The sequence below is a fragment of the Streptomyces purpurascens genome, from assembly GCF_045040895.1.
Lineage (GTDB): Bacteria > Actinomycetota > Actinomycetes > Streptomycetales > Streptomycetaceae > Streptomyces > Streptomyces purpurascens.
In genome coordinates this window covers 4,393,904-4,410,329 of the sequence record NZ_CP108341.1, presented here as the reverse complement: position 1 = coordinate 4,410,329, position 16,426 = coordinate 4,393,904, and the positions used below count along the sequence as shown (strand labels likewise).

The following is a 16,426-nucleotide window of genomic DNA, read 5'->3' as shown; positions in this document are numbered from 1 at the left end:
ATCAGGCTGGGACGAGGTTCCTTTGAAAAAACACAGCGAGGACGCTGTGAACGGTCGGGCTTATTCCGCCTGACTGTTCCGCTCTCGTGGTGTTGCACCGGATTACCGGTACACATTCACGGAGAGTTTGATCCTGGCTCAGGACGAACGCTGGCGGCGTGCTTAACACATGCAAGTCGAACGATGAACCACTTCGGTGGGGATTAGTGGCGAACGGGTGAGTAACACGTGGGCAATCTGCCCTGCACTCTGGGACAAGCCCTGGAAACGGGGTCTAATACCGGATATTGACCATCTTGGGCATCTTTGATGGTGGAAAGCTCCGGCGGTGCAGGATGAGCCCGCGGCCTATCAGCTAGTTGGTGAGGTAATGGCTCACCAAGGCGACGACGGGTAGCCGGCCTGAGAGGGCGACCGGCCACACTGGGACTGAGACACGGCCCAGACTCCTACGGGAGGCAGCAGTGGGGAATATTGCACAATGGGCGAAAGCCTGATGCAGCGACGCCGCGTGAGGGATGACGGCCTTCGGGTTGTAAACCTCTTTCAGCAGGGAAGAAGCGAAAGTGACGGTACCTGCAGAAGAAGCGCCGGCTAACTACGTGCCAGCAGCCGCGGTAATACGTAGGGCGCGAGCGTTGTCCGGAATTATTGGGCGTAAAGAGCTCGTAGGCGGCTTGTCACGTCGGTTGTGAAAGCCCGGGGCTTAACCCCGGGTCTGCAGTCGATACGGGCAGGCTAGAGTTCGGTAGGGGAGATCGGAATTCCTGGTGTAGCGGTGAAATGCGCAGATATCAGGAGGAACACCGGTGGCGAAGGCGGATCTCTGGGCCGATACTGACGCTGAGGAGCGAAAGCGTGGGGAGCGAACAGGATTAGATACCCTGGTAGTCCACGCCGTAAACGGTGGGCACTAGGTGTGGGCAACATTCCACGTTGTCCGTGCCGCAGCTAACGCATTAAGTGCCCCGCCTGGGGAGTACGGCCGCAAGGCTAAAACTCAAAGGAATTGACGGGGGCCCGCACAAGCGGCGGAGCATGTGGCTTAATTCGACGCAACGCGAAGAACCTTACCAAGGCTTGACATACACCGGAAACGTCTGGAGACAGGCGCCCCCTTGTGGTCGGTGTACAGGTGGTGCATGGCTGTCGTCAGCTCGTGTCGTGAGATGTTGGGTTAAGTCCCGCAACGAGCGCAACCCTTGTCCCGTGTTGCCAGCAGGCCCTTGTGGTGCTGGGGACTCACGGGAGACCGCCGGGGTCAACTCGGAGGAAGGTGGGGACGACGTCAAGTCATCATGCCCCTTATGTCTTGGGCTGCACACGTGCTACAATGGCCGGTACAATGAGCTGCGATACCGCGAGGTGGAGCGAATCTCAAAAAGCCGGTCTCAGTTCGGATTGGGGTCTGCAACTCGACCCCATGAAGTCGGAGTCGCTAGTAATCGCAGATCAGCATTGCTGCGGTGAATACGTTCCCGGGCCTTGTACACACCGCCCGTCACGTCACGAAAGTCGGTAACACCCGAAGCCGGTGGCCCAACCCCTTGTGGGAGGGAGCTGTCGAAGGTGGGACTGGCGATTGGGACGAAGTCGTAACAAGGTAGCCGTACCGGAAGGTGCGGCTGGATCACCTCCTTTCTAAGGAGCACTTCTAAGCCAGGCTTGCCTGGTTCAGAGGCCAGTACATCAGCGAATGTCTGATGCTGGTTGCTCATGGGTGGAACGTTGACTATTCGGCCAGGACCTCGGGTCGGAGGCTGCTAGTACTGCTCTTTTGAGCGTGGAACGCATGATCTTCGGACGGGATCTGGCCGGGCACGCTGTTGGGTGTCTGAGGGAACGAACTTTCCTCAGTCGCCGGCCCCAGTGAACTCGCCTGAAAGGGTGGGGTGATGGGTGGCTGGTCGTTGTTTGAGAACTGCACAGTGGACGCGAGCATCTGTGGCCAAGTTTTTAAGGGCGCACGGTGGATGCCTTGGCACCAGGAACCGATGAAGGACGTGGGAGGCCACGATAGTCCCCGGGGAGTCGTCAACCAGGCTTTGATCCGGGGGTTTCCGAATGGGGAAACCCGGCAGTCGTCATGGGCTGTCACCCACTGCTGAACACATAGGCAGTGTGGAGGGAACGCGGGGAAGTGAAACATCTCAGTACCCGCAGGAAGAGAAAACAACCGTGATTCCGGGAGTAGTGGCGAGCGAAACCGGATGAGGCCAAACCGTATGCGTGTGAGACCCGGCAGGGGTTGCGTATACGGGGTTGTGGGATCTCTCTTCTGTTGTCTGCCGGCAACAGGACGAGTCAGAAACCGTTGATGTAGGCGAAGGACATGCGAAAGGTCCGGCGTAGAGGGTAAGACCCCCGTAGTCGAAACATCAGCGGCTCGTTTGAGAGACACCCAAGTAGCACGGGGCCCGAGAAATCCCGTGTGAATCTGGCGGGACCACCCGCTAAGCCTAAATATTCCCTGGTGACCGATAGCGGATAGTACCGTGAGGGAATGGTGAAAAGTACCGCGGGAGCGGAGTGAAATAGTACCTGAAACCGTGTGCCTACAAGCCGTGGGAGCGTCGGACATCAGCTTGCTGATGTCTCGTGACTGCGTGCCTTTTGAAGAATGAGCCTGCGAGTTTGCGGTGTGTTGCGAGGTTAACCCGGGTGGGGAAGCCGTAGCGAAAGCGAGTCCGAATAGGGCGTTTTAGTAGCACGCTCAAGACCCGAAGCGGAGTGATCTAGCCATGGGCAGGTTGAAGCGGAGGTAAGACTTCGTGGAGGACCGAACCCACCAGGGTTGAAAACCTGGGGGATGACCTGTGGTTAGGGGTGAAAGGCCAATCAAACTCCGTGATAGCTGGTTCTCCCCGAAATGCATTTAGGTGCAGCGTCGTGTGTTTCTTGCCGGAGGTAGAGCACTGGATAGGCGATGGGCCCTACCGGGTTACTGACCTTAGCCAAACTCCGAATGCCGGTAAGTGAGAGCGCGGCAGTGAGACTGTGGGGGATAAGCTCCATGGTCGAGAGGGAAACAGCCCAGAGCATCGACTAAGGCCCCTAAGCGTACGCTAAGTGGGAAAGGATGTGGAGTCGCAGAGACAACCAGGAGGTTGGCTTAGAAGCAGCCACCCTTGAAAGAGTGCGTAATAGCTCACTGGTCTAGTGATTCCGCGCCGACAATGTAGCGGGGCTCAAGCGTACCGCCGAAGTCGTGTCATTGCAGCATAAGGGCCAACGCCTGCTGTGATGGGTAGGGGAGCGTCGTGTGCCGGGTGAAGCAGCCGCGTAAGCGAGTTGTGGACGGTTCACGAGTGAGAATGCAGGCATGAGTAGCGATACAAACGTGAGAAACGTTTGCGCCGATTGACTAAGGGTTCCTGGGTCAAGCTGATCTGCCCAGGGTAAGTCGGGACCTAAGGCGAGGCCGACAGGCGTAGTCGATGGATAACCGGTTGATATTCCGGTACCCGCTGTGAAGCGTCAAACATCGAGCATCGTGATGCTAAGGCCGTGAAGCCGTTCCGGACCCTTCGGGGAAAGGAAAGTGGTGGAGCCGCCGGACCAAGCGGTTAGTAGGTGAGTGATGGGGTGACGCAGGAAGGTAGTCCATCCCGGGCGGTGGTTGTCCCGGGGTAAGGGTGTAGGCCGTGCGATAGGTAAATCCGTCGTACATGTGGCTGAGACCTGATGCCGAGCCGATTGTGGTGAAGTGGATGATCCTATGCTGTCGAGAAAAGCCTCTAGCGAGTTTCATGGCGGCCCGTACCCTAAACCGACTCAGGTGGTCAGGTAGAGAATACCGAGGCGTTCGGGTGAACTATGGTTAAGGAACTCGGCAAAATGCCCCCGTAACTTCGGGAGAAGGGGGGCCACATCTGGTGAGAGGACTTGCTCCTCGAGCTGGGGGTGGCCGCAGAGACCAGCGAGAAGCGACTGTTTACTAAAAACACAGGTCCGTGCGAAGCCGTAAGGCGATGTATACGGACTGACGCCTGCCCGGTGCTGGAACGTTAAGGGGACCGGTTAGTCACTCTTCGGGGTGGCGAAGCTGAGAACTTAAGCGCCAGTAAACGGCGGTGGTAACTATAACCATCCTAAGGTAGCGAAATTCCTTGTCGGGTAAGTTCCGACCTGCACGAATGGCGTAACGACTTCTCGACTGTCTCAACCATAGGCCCGGTGAAATTGCACTACGAGTAAAGATGCTCGTTTCGCGCAGCAGGACGGAAAGACCCCGGGACCTTTACTACAGTTTGATATTGGTGTTCGGTTCGGCTTGTGTAGGATAGCTGGGAGACTTTGAAACTCGCACGCCAGTGTGGGTGGAGTCGTCGTTGAAATACCAGTCTGGTCGTGCTGGATGTCTAACCTGGGTCCGTGATCCGGATCAGGGACAGTGTCTGATGGGTAGTTTAACTGGGGCGGTTGCCTCCTAAAGAGTAACGGAGGCGCCCAAAGGTTCCCTCAGCCTGGTTGGCAATCAGGTGTTGAGTGTAAGTGCACAAGGGAGCTTGACTGTGAGACCGACGGGTCGAGCAGGGACGAAAGTCGGGACTAGTGATCCGGCGGTGGCTTGTGGAAGCGCCGTCGCTCAACGGATAAAAGGTACCCCGGGGATAACAGGCTGATCTTCCCCAAGAGTCCATATCGACGGGATGGTTTGGCACCTCGATGTCGGCTCGTCGCATCCTGGGGCTGGAGTCGGTCCCAAGGGTTGGGCTGTTCGCCCATTAAAGCGGTACGCGAGCTGGGTTTAGAACGTCGTGAGACAGTTCGGTCCCTATCCGCTGTGCGCGTAGGAATATTGAGAAGGGCTGTCCCTAGTACGAGAGGACCGGGACGGACGAACCTCTGGTGTGCCAGTTGTTCTGCCAAGGGCATGGCTGGTTGGCTACGTTCGGGAGGGATAACCGCTGAAAGCATCTAAGCGGGAAGCCTGCTTCGAGATGAGTATTCCCACCTCCTTGAGAGGGTAAGGCTCCCAGTAGACGACTGGGTTGATAGGCCGGATATGGAAGCACGGTAACGTGTGGAGTTGACCGGTACTAATAGGCCGAGGGCTTGTCCTCAGTTGCTCGCGTCCACTGTGTTGGTTCTGAAACCACGAACAGCCCCATGCCAGGTCACGGTATGGTGCGGTAGTTTACAGTTTCATAGTGTTTCGGTGGTTATAGCGTTAGGGAAACGCCCGGTTACATTTCGAACCCGGAAGCTAAGCCTTTCAGCGCCGATGGTACTGCAGGGGGGACCCTGTGGGAGAGTAGGACGCCGCCGAACAATCATTCAAAGGAAACCCCGCATCTTCGGATGCGGGGTTTTCTGCGTTTCAGGGCCCCTCGCGGGCAGTTATGACGGCTCAACCAATTTCGTGTCGTACGCCAGGATGACCGCCTGGATACGGTCTCGGGAGCCCGTCTTCGCGAGGATGCGGCCCACGTGGGTTTTCACCGTCGACTCGGCCAGGTGCAGGCGTGTGGCTATCTCCGTGTTCGTCCAGCCCTTGCCGATGACTGTGAGGATTTCCCGTTCCCGGTCGGTGAGGGAGGCGAGGCGTGAGTCCTCCTGTGCCTGGTCCTCTGCCGAGGGGTCGGTCGGCAGATGGTGGACGTAGGCGTCCAGGAGGCGGCGGGTCAGGCTGGGGGCGACGACCGCGTCGCCGGTCGCCACCGCGCGGATGCCGGAGAGGAGTTCCTCGGGCTGGGCGTCCTTGACCAGGAAACCGGAGGCGCCGGCGCGGAGGCCGGCGTAGGCGTATTCGTCCAGGTCGAAGGTGGTGACGATCAGGATGCGGGTGCGGTCGCCGGCGGCGGCGATGCGGCGGGTCGCCTCGATGCCGTCCAGGCCGGGCATGCGGATGTCCATCAGGACGACGTCGGGGTGGAGCTCCGCCGTCATGCGGACCGCTTCGCTGCCGTTCGCGGCCTCGCCGACGACCGTCATGTCGTCCTGGCTCTCCAGGAGCATGCGGGAGCCGAAGCGCTGGAGGGGCTGGTCGTCGGCGATGAGGACCGTGGTCACTGCGGGGTTTCCTCCGGGAGGTGGAGTCGGACGCGCCAGCCCTGCTCCGGGTGGGGGCGAGGGCCGGCCTCAAGTGTGCCGTCGTACAAAGCGGTTCGCTCGCGCATTCCGGGTAGTCCACGACCGTCTCGGGGAGGATCGTCCGTCCTGCGGCCGTTGCCTGTGTCCGTGATGTCGACGGTGACGGCGGCCTTCTCCTCGTAGGACAGGTCGATCTCCGCGGTGGCGCCGGGGCCGGCGTGTTTGAGGGTGTTGGTGAGGGCTTCCTGGATGACGCGGTAGACGGTGAGCTGGCGGCCCGGAGGGAGTGTGGGGGTGCCGTGGGTGGTGATGCGGACGGGGAGGCCTGCGGAGCGTACGCCGTCGAGGAGTTGGTCGAGGTCGGTGAGGCCCGGTTGGGGTGTCAGTTCGGCCTGGTTCTTCTCCTCCTCCCGTAGGACGTCGAGGAGGCGGCGGAGTTCGGTGAGGGCCTGGCGGCTTGTGGTGGCGATGGCTTCGAGGGCCTGGCCGGCGCGCTCAGGGGACTTGGCGGCGGCGTAGCGGCCGCCGTCGGCCAGACCGGTGATGACCGAGAGGTTGTGGCCGATGATGTCGTGCATCTCGCGGGCGATGCGGGCGCGTTCGGCGGCGGTGGCGATTTGGGCCTGCTGGTCGCGTTCGGTCTCCAGGCGGCGGGCGCGGTCCTCCAGGGCCTCGGTGTAGTTGCGGCGGGTGCGGACCGTGATGCCGATGAGGGCGGCCACGGTGATCGACATGAGCTGTGAGCCGATCTGCTGTTCCCAGCTGCCCTCATCGCCGTAGCGGGCGGTCGTCACGAGGACCGGGGTCAACATCAGGGCCGTGGCCCACCACAGGTCGCGCAGGGTGCGGCGCAGGGCGATGTGGTAGATCACGGCCAGCTGGAGCAGGGCTGCTTGGAGCGCGGCGCCGGTCCATGCGTTGACGACGGCGAAGGGCACCATCGTGACCAGGACGGCGCCGGGGTGGGTGCGACGCCGGAGCAGGGGGGCCGAGAGGCCGAGGCTCAGGGTGAAGAGGAGCCAGCCGGGGACATCCAGGTTGTGCGCGTTGTGGCGCCAGCCACCGCCGCCGTAGTCGATGAGGGCGGCGGTCACCCAGAAGCCGGTGAAGTGCAGGTCCCACAGCAGCGGGTGGCGTTGGTCGAAGGCGCGCACCTTGCGGGTGATGCGGTGGGCGTACTCGGTGAGGGGCTCCGGCGCCCTGTCTTCCGTCACGGGGTCCATCGTGAGGGCTTCCGATGCCGCGTGTCAGACGTCTCGGCGGCGCAGGACTGTCGCCGCTGTTGCGAGGGTCGCCGCCGTCCACAGGAGCATGGCCAGCAGGGCCGCGCTCGGGGAGGTCGCGCCGGGCAGGGGCTGGGCGGTGGTGAGGGCTTCCAGGGCCTTGCCGGGGAAGTGGCGGACGGCGTCGCCGACGAACTCGTACGGGAGCATGGCCAGGATCTCCGGGACGATCATGACGAGGCCGATGAAGGCGCCGATGGCCATCGGGACCGAGCGGACCAGGGCGCCGATGCCGAGGGCGAGGACGGCGAGCAGGGTGAGGCCGGCCGCGTTGCCGGCGAGGGCGCGCAGGACGCCCGGGTCGCCGAGGGAGGCGGACTGGTCGGTGCCGGAGAGGAAGGACTGGGCGAGGGGGAAGGTGAGGAGGTTCGTCGCCAGGGTGAGGGGGAACGCCAACGCGGCCAGGACGGCGGCCTTGGACCACAGGACGGGCAGGCGGCGGGGGACGGCGGTCATGGTGGCCCGGATCTGGCCCGTGGAGTACTCGCCCGCGGTGGCCAGGATGCCCAGGACGGCGAGGTTGATCTGGGCGAACTGGGTGCCGAGGAGGACGAAGAGGACCGTGTCCATCTCGCCTTCGCCGGAGCCGTCGTAGGCGGCGCCCAGGCCCGCGCCCATGGCGGCCGTGAGGGCGCTGGTCACGGCGAGGGTGATCCAGGTGGAGCGCAGGGTCCAGAGCTTGTGCCACTCGGAGCGCAGGACGCGGGCCGGGGTCACGCGGTGGGGGAGGGCCGTCGTGGTCATGCTGCCGCTCCTTCCAGGGTCGCCGTGTACTCCACCGCGTCGCGGGTGAGGTCCATGAAGGCCTCCTCCAGGGAGGCGGTGCTCGGGGTCAGTTCGTAGAGGGGGATGCCGTGGGCGGCTGCCGTCCGGCCGATGTGCTCGGCGTCCGTGCCGCGGACCTGGAGAGTGCCGGGGGTGTCGGTGGTGATGTCGATGCCGGGGGAGGAGAGGAGGTCTACGAGGGAGGCGGCCTCCGGGGTGACGACCTTGATGGTGCCCGTGCCGGAGTCGCGTACGAAGTCGGTGACCGTGGTGTCGGCGAGGAGGCGGCCGCGGCCGATGATGACCAGGTGCTCGGCGGTGAGGGCCATCTCGCTCATCAGGTGGGAGGAGACGAAGACCGTGCGGCCCTCGGCGGCGAGGGACTTGAGGAGGGTACGGATCCACAGGACGCCCTCGGGGTCGAGGCCGTTGACGGGTTCGTCGAGGACGACGGTGGCCGGGTCGCCGAGCAGGGCGGCGGCGATGCCGAGGCGCTGGCCCATGCCGAGGGAGAAGCCCTTGACGCGGCGGTGGGCGACGTCCGTGAGGCCGGTGAGGGCGAGGACCTGTTCGACGCGTGCGCGGGGGATGCCGTGAGTGTGGGCGAGGGCGCGCAGGTGGTGATAGGCGGTGCGGCCGGGGTGGACCGAGCGGGCCTCCAGCAGGGCGCCGACCTCGGTGAGAGGCGCGGGGTGGGCGGCGTAGGAGCGTCCGCCCACGGTCGCGTGACCGCGAGTGGGGGCGTCGAGGCCGAGGAGCATCCGCATGGTCGTGGACTTGCCCGCGCCGTTCGGGCCGAGGAAGCCGGTGACGGTGCCGGGGCGGACGGTGAAGGACAGGTCCGTGACGACCGTCCGGTCGCCGTAGCGTTTGGTCAGTTCGTGTGCCGTCAGCATGCTTCGATGCTCGTGCCTGCGGGGGCGGCGGGCGTCGGACCGGCGGCGGTAATCGGGGTGAGGGGTGTCGTACCCGGGTACTACCGTGGCCCGCATGAGCTATGTGATCCGGTCCGTCCGTGCTGATGAGTGGCCTGCGGCGAAGGAGCTGCGGCTCGCGGCGCTGCGGGACCCGGTGGCGCACCTGGCTTTCCTGGAGACGTACGAGGAGGCCCTGGCCAAGCCGGACTCCTTCTGGCAGGAGCGGACCGCGCGGGCCGCCGAAGGAGCGGACAAGGCGCAGCAGATCATCGCCGAGGGGCCGGACGGGCAGTGGGTGGGGACGCTGACCGTGCTCGTGGAGGAGCCCGGGACGACGGACTGGGCCGGGTTCGAGGTGGAGCGGAAGCAGGGGCACGTCGTCGCTGTGTTCGTACGGCCCGAGGAGCGCGGGAGCGGGCTGACCGAGGTGCTGTTCGACGCGGCCCTGGAATGGTCGTGGGCGCAGGGTCTTGAGCGGGTGCGGCTCATCGTGCACGAGGAGAACGGGCGGGCGCAGCGGTTCTATCGGCGGGCGGGGTTCCTGCCGAGCGGGGTGACCGTGCCGCTGGGGGACGCGGGGGAGCGGGAGTTGGAGTTCGTGCTCGAGCGGGAGTGAGCGCGCTCAGACAGGTAGTTCGTCGTGCGGCCAGCGGGCGCGGCCCTGTTCGCGGGACCGGAGCAGGGCCAGGGTCGGCATGCCCCGGTCCGCTCCGGTGGCCAGCAGCTCCGGCAGCTGGGGAAGCGGAGCCACGGCGGCGACGTCGTCCAGGACGAGCGTCATTGGTGGGTCGAGGCGACCGGAGGATGACCGTTCGGCCATGTGCCGGCCGCGCTCGACCACGCTGGAGACGAGGGCCGTCAGGAGGGGCATCGCGCCCGGCTTGGTCCTGGGGTCCTCGATGGATTCCCCCACCACATAAAGCGTGCCCCCTTCGTGGACGAAGGAATCCAAGGCGAGGGCATCACTTCGGTTGGGTGTGCAGGCTTCGCGGATGTTGACCGTGGAGAGGGCCGTGAGGGCGCGGGTGGTCAACTGCTGGGCCATGTCCCGGCGTTCGGGGTGGGCGGTGAGAGCGCCCTCGAGTTCGCCCGCGGAGCCGGGGGCGGCCTTGGGGTTCGTGCGGAGGATGCGTACGGCGTCCTGGATCTGGGTGCCCTGGGACCAGCGGTGGACGTGGCGGATGGTGCGGCCGTCGATGGCCGCGGCGTGCAGGTAGCTCCGCAGGAGTGTCTCGGCTGTGTCGCTGAGGGCTTGGTCGAGTTTGGCGGTGGGGCGGACGGGGGTGAGGAGGGCGGTGGCTCTCGCGGTCGCCGTTGCCTTGTCCTCGCAGCCGGCTGTGGGGGACCAGTGGAGGCGGGACGGGGTGTCGCAGAGGTGGGTGGGGTCGTAGAGGTGGGTGGGGCCCAGTTTGGCTCTGGCGTCCTTGGTGCTCTGCCAGAGGGCGGGGTTCGATGTGACGACGAGGGCGGGGCCTTCCGCGTCGCGTACCGCCTGGGCTGCGGTGGTTTGGCGGGTTTCCCTTGGGGCTACGTGGATTTTTGCCCACCCGCCCACTCGTTCCTGGGCGAACAGAGATGCCGGGGTCGCGGGGACCGTTGCCGGGGGTGGGGCGGTGGTTCCCGTCGGGTGTGGGGGGTGGACGGGGGCTGCCGTCGGGTGGGGGGAGCCGGCCGGGCTCGCTGTCGGTTCCAGGGGGCTCGTGGGGTCGGAGGAGGGTGAGCGGCGGGGGGTCGGGACCTCGTGCTGCGCCGCCGGGGATGCGTGCTCCTGCGCCGCTGCCCAGGTCTCGTGCTGCGCCGGTGCCCGGACCTCGTGCTGCGTTGGTGTGTGTGCCTCGTACGCGCCCCCTGCCGGGCCCGGTGCCGTAGCTGTCGCCCTTTCCTCCCGGCGCCTCGCGCGGACCGCCCTCCATCGGGCCAGTGTGCCCATCACGAAGACCGTCAGGACGACCAGGATCATCAACTGACCGATGAACAGGCCCCAGAACAGGCCGTAGCCCGAGAGTTCGCCGGGGGGTGTGTCCGGCCAGGCGCCGGGGATGTCGTGGGGCTGGGCGATGAGGCCGCGCATGGCGAGGGGGGTGCGGGTGAAGGTGACGCCGGACGGCCAGGAGCCGTGGGCGAACCAGGCGGCGAGGCCGGTGGCCGTCCACACCAGCAGGGTCATGCCGAGGAGGAACGCGAGTATGCCGATCAGCAGGCCGTCGGGGATGCCTCCCTGGCTGTCCCGCTGGGTGCGGCGGTCGTCCGGTCTCACGCGTTCTCCCTCTACGCCACCGTCGATTCGGAGTCGCCCAGGTGGTGTTCCACGAAGGCCGCGGCCCGTTCCTCCGCCTCGAGTTCGGCGGCGCGCAGGGCGTCGTCGGCGAGGTCGGCGGAGGACTCGGTCATCGCGCGGTCGGTGAAGACCAGCGGGCGTTCGGTCTCCGTGATCAGGTGTTTGACGACCTGGACGTTGCCGTTGACGTCCCAGACGGCGATGCCGGGGGTGAGGGTCGGGATGATCTCGACCGCCCAGCGGGGGAGGCCCAGTACTCTGCCCGTCGCCCGTGCCTCGTCCGCCTTTTGGGCGTAGATCGTCCTTGTCGACGCCATCTTCAGGATGGCGGCCGCCTCTCTGGCCGCCGCGCCGTCGACGACGTCCGAGAGGTGGTGGACGACCGCGACGAAGGACAGGCCGAGCCGTCGGCCGAACTTCAGCAGGCGCTGGAACAGCTGTGCCACGAAGGGGCTGTTGATGATGTGCCAGGCCTCCTCGACCAGGAAGATGCGCTTCTTCCGGTCGGGGCGGATCCAGGTGTGCTCCAGCCACACGCCGACGATCGCCATGAGGATGGGCATGGCGATGGAGTTGCGGTCGATGTGGGACAGGTCGAAGACGATGAGGGGCGCGTCGAGGTCGATGCCGACCGTCGTCGGGCCGTCGAACATGCCTCGGAGGTCGCCGTCGACCAGGCGGTCCAGGACCAGCGCGACATCCAGGCCCCAGGCCCGTACGTCGTCTATGGCGACGTTCATCGCCTCGGCCGACTCGGGTTCGGGGTGCCGTAGCTGCTCGACGATGTCGGTGAGGACCGGCTGGCGGTCGACGATGGTCTCGTTGACGTAGGCGTGCGCGACCTTCAGGGCGAAGCCGGAGCGCTCGTCCAGGCCGTGGCCCATCGCGACCTCGATGATCGTCCGGAGCAGCGCGAGCTGGCCGGTCGTCGTGATCGCCGGGTCGAGCGGGTTGAGGCGGATGCCCATGTCCAGGGCGGCCATCGGGTCCAGGCGGATGGGGGTTATACCCAGCTCCTGGGCGATGAGGTTCCACTCGCCGACGCCGTCCTCGCCCTGGGCGTCCAGGACGACGACCTGGCGGTCGCGGAAGCGGAGCTGGCGCAGGACGTACGTCTTCTCCAGCGCCGACTTGCCGTTGCCGGACTCGCCGAGGACCAGCCAGTGGGGGGCGGGGAGCTGCTGGCCGTACAGCTGGAAGGGGTCGTAGATGTAGCCCTTTCCGGAGTACACCTCGCGGCCGATGATGACGCCGGAGTCGCCGAGGCCCGGGGCCGCCGTCGGCAGGTACACCGCCTGGGCCTGGCCCGTGGACGTGCGCACCGGGAGCCTGGTCGTCTCGACCTTCCCGAAGAGGAAGGAAGTGAAGGCGTCGGTGAGGACGGACAGCGGGTCCCGCATCAGGTCCTACCTCCGAATGCCGGTGGCGAAGGGAAGGGTGTTCACGAAGGCGCGGTGGTGCTCGCGGTCGCACCATTCCAGCTTGAGGTACGACTTGCCTGCCGAGGCCCTTATCGTGCGCTTGTCGCGGGCGAGGGCGTCGGGGGTGCGGGAGGAGACGGTGATGTAGCCGACGAGGTTGACGCCGGCCGCGCCGCTGGCGAGGTCCTCGCCGCGCTGGTCGAGCCGGGAGTTCGCGGCGACGTCGCGCGGGTCGACGGTGCGGTTCATCTTGGCGGCGCGGGACGCCTCGGCCTCGTCGTTGGTCTTCTCGGTGAGCATGCGCTCGATGGCGACCTCGGTGGGTTCGAGGTCCATCGTGACGGCGACCGTGCGGATGACGTCCGGGGTGTGGACGAGGAGCGGGGCGAGGAAGTTGACGCCGACGGGGGTCATCGGCCACTCCTTCACCCAGGCGGTGGCGTGGCACCAGGGGGCGCGGGTGCTGGACTCCCGGGTCTTGGCCTGGAGATACGTGGGCTCCATGGCGTCCAGCTCGGCCGGCCAGGCATTGCGTTTCGACATCGCCTGGATGTGGTCGATCGGGTGGTCCGGGTCGTACATGGAGTGGATCAGCGAGGACAGTCGCCCCTGACCGAGCGGCTGCCGTACGCGGATGTCGGCCTCCTGCAGGCGCGAGCAGATGTCGGTCAGCTCGCGGGCCATGACGACGGCGAGTCCGGCGTCCCGGTCGACCTTGCCGCCGTGGGCGCGGGCCGCGCGGGCCATGGTGTTGGCCTCGGCGGCGAGCTCGCGTGTGTAGTGCATGCAGGCGACCAGGTAGGCGCGGTGCTGCTCACTGCTGGTCGACACCATCGACTGGAGCTGGTCGTACGACTGCTGCAGCCACGGTGGTGCCTTCTCGTCGCCGCGGACGGAGACGTCCTTGGCGTGCGCGTCCGGGTCGGCGGGGAGGGTGCGGGCGAGCATCTGCAGGCGGGTGACGAAGCCGTCGCCGTTGGCCACGTGCTTGAGCAGGGTGCCGAAGCGGTCGACCAGGGCTTCCTGGTCCTCGGAGTCGCGCAGGCCTACGCCGGGGCCCTCGATCTCGATGGCGGCCGTGACGGTCTTGCGGTCGGCGTGCAGCAGTACGGCGATCTCGTCGGGCCCGAAGGGGGCGGCCAGCCAGGTGACGCGGCCGATGCCCGGGGGCGGTCCGACCTCGACCTCACGGCCGTCCAGCCGGGTGCCGGCCTCGACGGCCGTCGAGCGGTAGGTGGTGCCCTGCTTGAGGGTCCGCTTGTAGCTGCGGTTGATCTCGAACCACTTGTAGAACGTGCGGTGCTTGAACGGCACGTACACCGCGGCCAGCGCCAGCATCGGGAACCCGGCCAGCAGCACGATGCGCAGGGACAGCACGGGGACGAGCAGTCCGCACATCATGCCGAGGAACGCGCCCACGACGATCAGGGCGATCTCGCCGGTCTCGCGGTTGCGGCCGATGATCGCGTTCGGCCGGGCGCGGCCGATCAGATATGTACGGCGGGGCGTGACCGGATGGGACACGTGGGACTCGGTCGTCAACGCCCTTCACCTCCCGTGCGGTTGCTGCTGCTGTTGCGGGTGTTGCTGGCGTGGGGAGTGTTGACGGGGCTGCTCGAACGGGGTGCGGGTGCGGCGGAGGGGACAGATCCGCCGCCGCCGTTCGAGGGGCGCGAGCTGTGCGCGGCGACTCCGCCGGAGGCGGGGTTCGAGGGGCGGGGGGCGGAGGACTGGCCGCCTGAGCCGCCCTTGTTGTCCGCGCGGGAGCTGTGGGTCTTGATGCCCTGCGCGACCAGGGTCGCCGGGGAGCTGATGACCGCGGCGGCCTTGCCCTCGGCGCCCTGCATGAGGCGGTTGTTGCGGGAGCCGGCGATCTCGTCGCCGAAGCCGGGGACGAAGCGGTAGATCATCGCGCTGGCGAAGATGGCGAGCAGGATGATGGCGAGGCCGGAGACGACGGCGGAGAAGGCGTCCGGGCCGTCGTCGGCGGAGAGCGCGCCGGCGAGGCCGAGCACGATGACGATGACGGGCTTGATCAGGATCACCGCGATCATGATGCCCGCCCAGCGGCGGACGTGGCCCCACAGGTTCTTGTCGACGAGGCCGGCGTAGACGACGGTGCCGAGGAGAGCGCCGACGTAGAGCAGGGCGGCGCGGATGACGAGCTCCAGCCAGAGGACGCCGGCGGCGAGGATGCTGACCAGGGAGACGACGATCAGCATGATCGGGCCGCCGCCGATGTCCTCGCCCTTCTTGAGGGCTTCGGAGAACGTGCCGAAGAAGGCGTCGGTCTGGTCGCCGGTGGCTTTCGCGAGGACCTCGGTGATGCCGTCCGTGGCCGATACGACGGTGTAGAGGATCAGGGGGGTGAAGGCGGAGGCCAGCACGGTCAGCCAGAGGAAGCCGATGGCTTCGCCGATGGCGGTGCTGAGGGGGACGCCGCGCACCGCGCGCTTGGCCACGGCCATGAGCCAGAGCAGGAGGGTGAGGACCGTCGAGGCGGCGAAGACGACGGCGTACTGCTGGAGGAACTTGGGGTTGGTGAAGTCGACGTTGGCCGTCTCCTTCACGGCGACGCTGAGCTTGTCGACGGTCCAGGAGGCGGCTTCGGCGCAGCCCTTGGCGAGGGAGGAGAGGGGGTCGAGGGTGGAGGTGGGGTCGAGGCGGGAGGTTCCGCCGCCTCCGCCGCCACCGCTGCCGGTGTCGCCTTCGCAGATCTCTCTGGCCCTGCCGGAGAGCAGGGAGCAGTTGTCGTCGCTGGGCGTGGGCGAAGGCGTGGGCGCCGCGACCGCTCGGGTGGCGAGCAGGACCAGCGTGGTCTGTACGGCTGTGAGGGTGGCGGCGAGCTTGACTGCGCGGCGCGGGCTACCGGGCATACGTGAACCCTCCGAACTCCTCGACGGCCTTCGAGATGTCGTCCGACGTCGACACCTTGTTGTCGCCGTTGACCGGCGCGGGGCCTTCCTTCTGGGAGAAGCTGTCGACCTTCCAGTCGCCGTCGGTCCAGCGCAACCGCAGGGTCATGGTGAACCAGTCGTTGGTGACCGGGTTCTGCGAGCTCTCCCCCGTCATCCCGAACACGCCCGTGCACCAGACCTCGACGGTGGCGGCGCTGCCCGAGTATTCGGTGGTCCTGGTGCCGACCGGCATGGTGCGGGAGACATACGTGCTGCCCTTCGGCGCCTCGCCGTTCTCGTCCAGGCCGACCTTGTCGAGGAACGCCTTGTCGTACACCTGGTCGAGATTGCTCTCAAGCTCGGAGACTCGGCCGGCGTCGAAGACCTGGCGGACGATCTCGGTGCGCCGTACGGGCTTGAGGATGTCGGCCGAGACCAGCACCACGGCGTAGTTCGCCGCCGCGCTCTCCGCCCCCTCCTGGCTCTGCGCGAAGCCCGACGGGATGCCGCCCGACTTGGACTGGACGGGGCGTTGGCCCGAGGGCGCCGTCGCCGCTGTTTCCGGTTTGTTGCCGGACGACTCGCTCTTGTCGGCGTCGTCACCCCCGCGGTTCGCGAAGGCGATGGCCGCGAGGAGGAGGACTACTACGCCGACCACCGTGACCAGGCTGCGGGACGAGGAGCGGGGGGTGCGGCGGGGGGTGCCGTAGGCGTCGGGGTCGGTGTCGGGCAGGCGGGTGCGGGTCTGGCCCGTGCCGCCGTAGCCGCCGGAGGCCTCGTGCTCGTCACCGAGACTCATGCCGCGTCCGCCCCCTCGACGTCGTGCGGA

Annotated in this window: 10 protein-coding genes and 3 rRNA genes; 4 read left to right on the top strand and 9 right to left on the bottom strand. The window is 66.4% G+C overall.

The genetic code is table 11. The features are described from left to right. The first annotated feature begins 115 nt into the window (after window positions 1-115). From OHU35_RS20070 to rrf, 3 genes are all read left to right on the top strand, one after another. Window positions 116-1,641 (top strand): 16S ribosomal RNA (locus OHU35_RS20070). A 305-nt stretch (window positions 1,642-1,946) separates the two neighbouring features. Continuing rightward, a 23S ribosomal RNA gene (locus tag OHU35_RS20065) occupies window positions 1,947-5,066 on the top strand. Window positions 5,067-5,157: 91 nt separating this feature from the next. Beyond that, window positions 5,158-5,274: ribosomal RNA gene (gene rrf, locus OHU35_RS20060) — 5S ribosomal RNA — on the top strand. Together the 16S, 23S and 5S rRNA genes form the textbook arrangement of a ribosomal RNA operon. Before the next feature lie 69 nt (window positions 5,275-5,343). Here rrf and OHU35_RS20055 read toward each other — a convergent pair. From OHU35_RS20055 to OHU35_RS20040, 4 genes are read right to left on the bottom strand one after another with little or no spacing between them, the layout of a single operon-like run. Then, window positions 5,344-6,015, bottom strand: a complete 672-nt coding sequence (locus OHU35_RS20055; protein WP_405506236.1) for a response regulator — start codon at window positions 6,013-6,015, stop codon at window positions 5,344-5,346. Further along, window positions 6,012-7,259 (bottom strand): sensor histidine kinase, encoded by a 1,248-nt coding sequence (locus OHU35_RS20050; RefSeq protein ID WP_405506234.1) that lies wholly within the window; start codon window positions 7,257-7,259, stop codon window positions 6,012-6,014. Before OHU35_RS20050 ends, OHU35_RS20055 begins: the two co-directional genes overlap by 4 nt. Window positions 7,260-7,283: 24 nt before the next feature. Beyond that, entirely contained in the window at window positions 7,284-8,063 is a 780-nt protein-coding gene (locus tag OHU35_RS20045; RefSeq protein WP_405506232.1) for an ABC transporter permease, read from the bottom strand. Next, the gene (locus tag OHU35_RS20040; RefSeq protein WP_189729600.1) at window positions 8,060-8,980 is read right to left on the bottom strand and encodes an ATP-binding cassette domain-containing protein; all 921 of its coding nucleotides are present in this window, start codon (window positions 8,978-8,980) and stop codon (window positions 8,060-8,062) included. Before OHU35_RS20040 ends, OHU35_RS20045 begins: the two co-directional genes overlap by 4 nt. 94 nt (window positions 8,981-9,074) lie before the next feature. Here OHU35_RS20040 and OHU35_RS20035 point away from each other — a divergent pair, with 94 nt between their 5' ends. Next, entirely contained in the window at window positions 9,075-9,617 is a 543-nt protein-coding gene (locus OHU35_RS20035) for a GNAT family N-acetyltransferase (protein WP_189729598.1), read from the top strand. Between the two features lie 6 nt (window positions 9,618-9,623). Here the strand turns inward: OHU35_RS20035 and OHU35_RS20030 are convergent, their stop codons facing one another. The 5 genes from OHU35_RS20030 to OHU35_RS20010 are packed head-to-tail and all read right to left on the bottom strand — an operon-like array spanning window position 9,624 to window position 16,396. Continuing rightward, the gene (locus tag OHU35_RS20030; RefSeq protein ID WP_405506230.1) at window positions 9,624-11,258 is read right to left on the bottom strand and encodes a TraM recognition domain-containing protein; all 1,635 of its coding nucleotides are present in this window, start codon (window positions 11,256-11,258) and stop codon (window positions 9,624-9,626) included. Window positions 11,259-11,269: 11 nt separating this feature from the next. Further along, window positions 11,270-12,679, bottom strand: coding sequence for an ATP-binding protein (locus OHU35_RS20025; RefSeq protein ID WP_189729594.1), 1,410 nt, complete (start codon window positions 12,677-12,679; stop codon window positions 11,270-11,272). Between the two features lie 6 nt (window positions 12,680-12,685). After that, window positions 12,686-14,242 (bottom strand): SCO6880 family protein, encoded by a 1,557-nt coding sequence (locus OHU35_RS20020; RefSeq protein ID WP_189729592.1) that lies wholly within the window; start codon window positions 14,240-14,242, stop codon window positions 12,686-12,688. Beyond that, window positions 14,239-15,576: a hypothetical protein gene (locus tag OHU35_RS20015; protein WP_405506229.1), complete on the bottom strand. Its 1,338-nt coding sequence runs from the start codon at window positions 15,574-15,576 to the stop codon at window positions 14,239-14,241. The genes OHU35_RS20020 and OHU35_RS20015 overlap by 4 nt, the downstream gene beginning before the upstream one ends. Continuing rightward, a complete protein-coding gene (locus tag OHU35_RS20010) occupies window positions 15,566-16,396 on the bottom strand; it encodes a hypothetical protein (protein ID WP_405506227.1) in 831 nt (276 codons plus the stop codon). Before OHU35_RS20010 ends, OHU35_RS20015 begins: the two co-directional genes overlap by 11 nt. Between the last annotated feature and the right edge of the window lie 30 nt (window positions 16,397-16,426).

Excerpts from the sequence above, each read along its gene's own strand:
- OHU35_RS20050 (WP_405506234.1), bottom strand. The coding sequence starts at position 7,259 with ATGGACCCCGTGACGGAAGACAGGGCGCCGGAGCCCCTCACCGAGTAC.
- OHU35_RS20045 (WP_405506232.1), bottom strand. The coding sequence starts at position 8,063 with ATGACCACGACGGCCCTCCCCCACCGCGTGACCCCGGCCCGCGTCCTG.
- OHU35_RS20040 (WP_189729600.1), bottom strand. The coding sequence starts at position 8,980 with ATGCTGACGGCACACGAACTGACCAAACGCTACGGCGACCGGACGGTC.
- OHU35_RS20035 (WP_189729598.1), top strand. The coding sequence starts at position 9,075 with ATGAGCTATGTGATCCGGTCCGTCCGTGCTGATGAGTGGCCTGCGGCG.
- OHU35_RS20025 (WP_189729594.1), bottom strand. The coding sequence starts at position 12,679 with ATGCGGGACCCGCTGTCCGTCCTCACCGACGCCTTCACTTCCTTCCTC.
- OHU35_RS20015 (WP_405506229.1), bottom strand. The coding sequence starts at position 15,576 with ATGCCCGGTAGCCCGCGCCGCGCAGTCAAGCTCGCCGCCACCCTCACA.
- OHU35_RS20010 (WP_405506227.1), bottom strand. The coding sequence starts at position 16,396 with ATGAGTCTCGGTGACGAGCACGAGGCCTCCGGCGGCTACGGCGGCACG.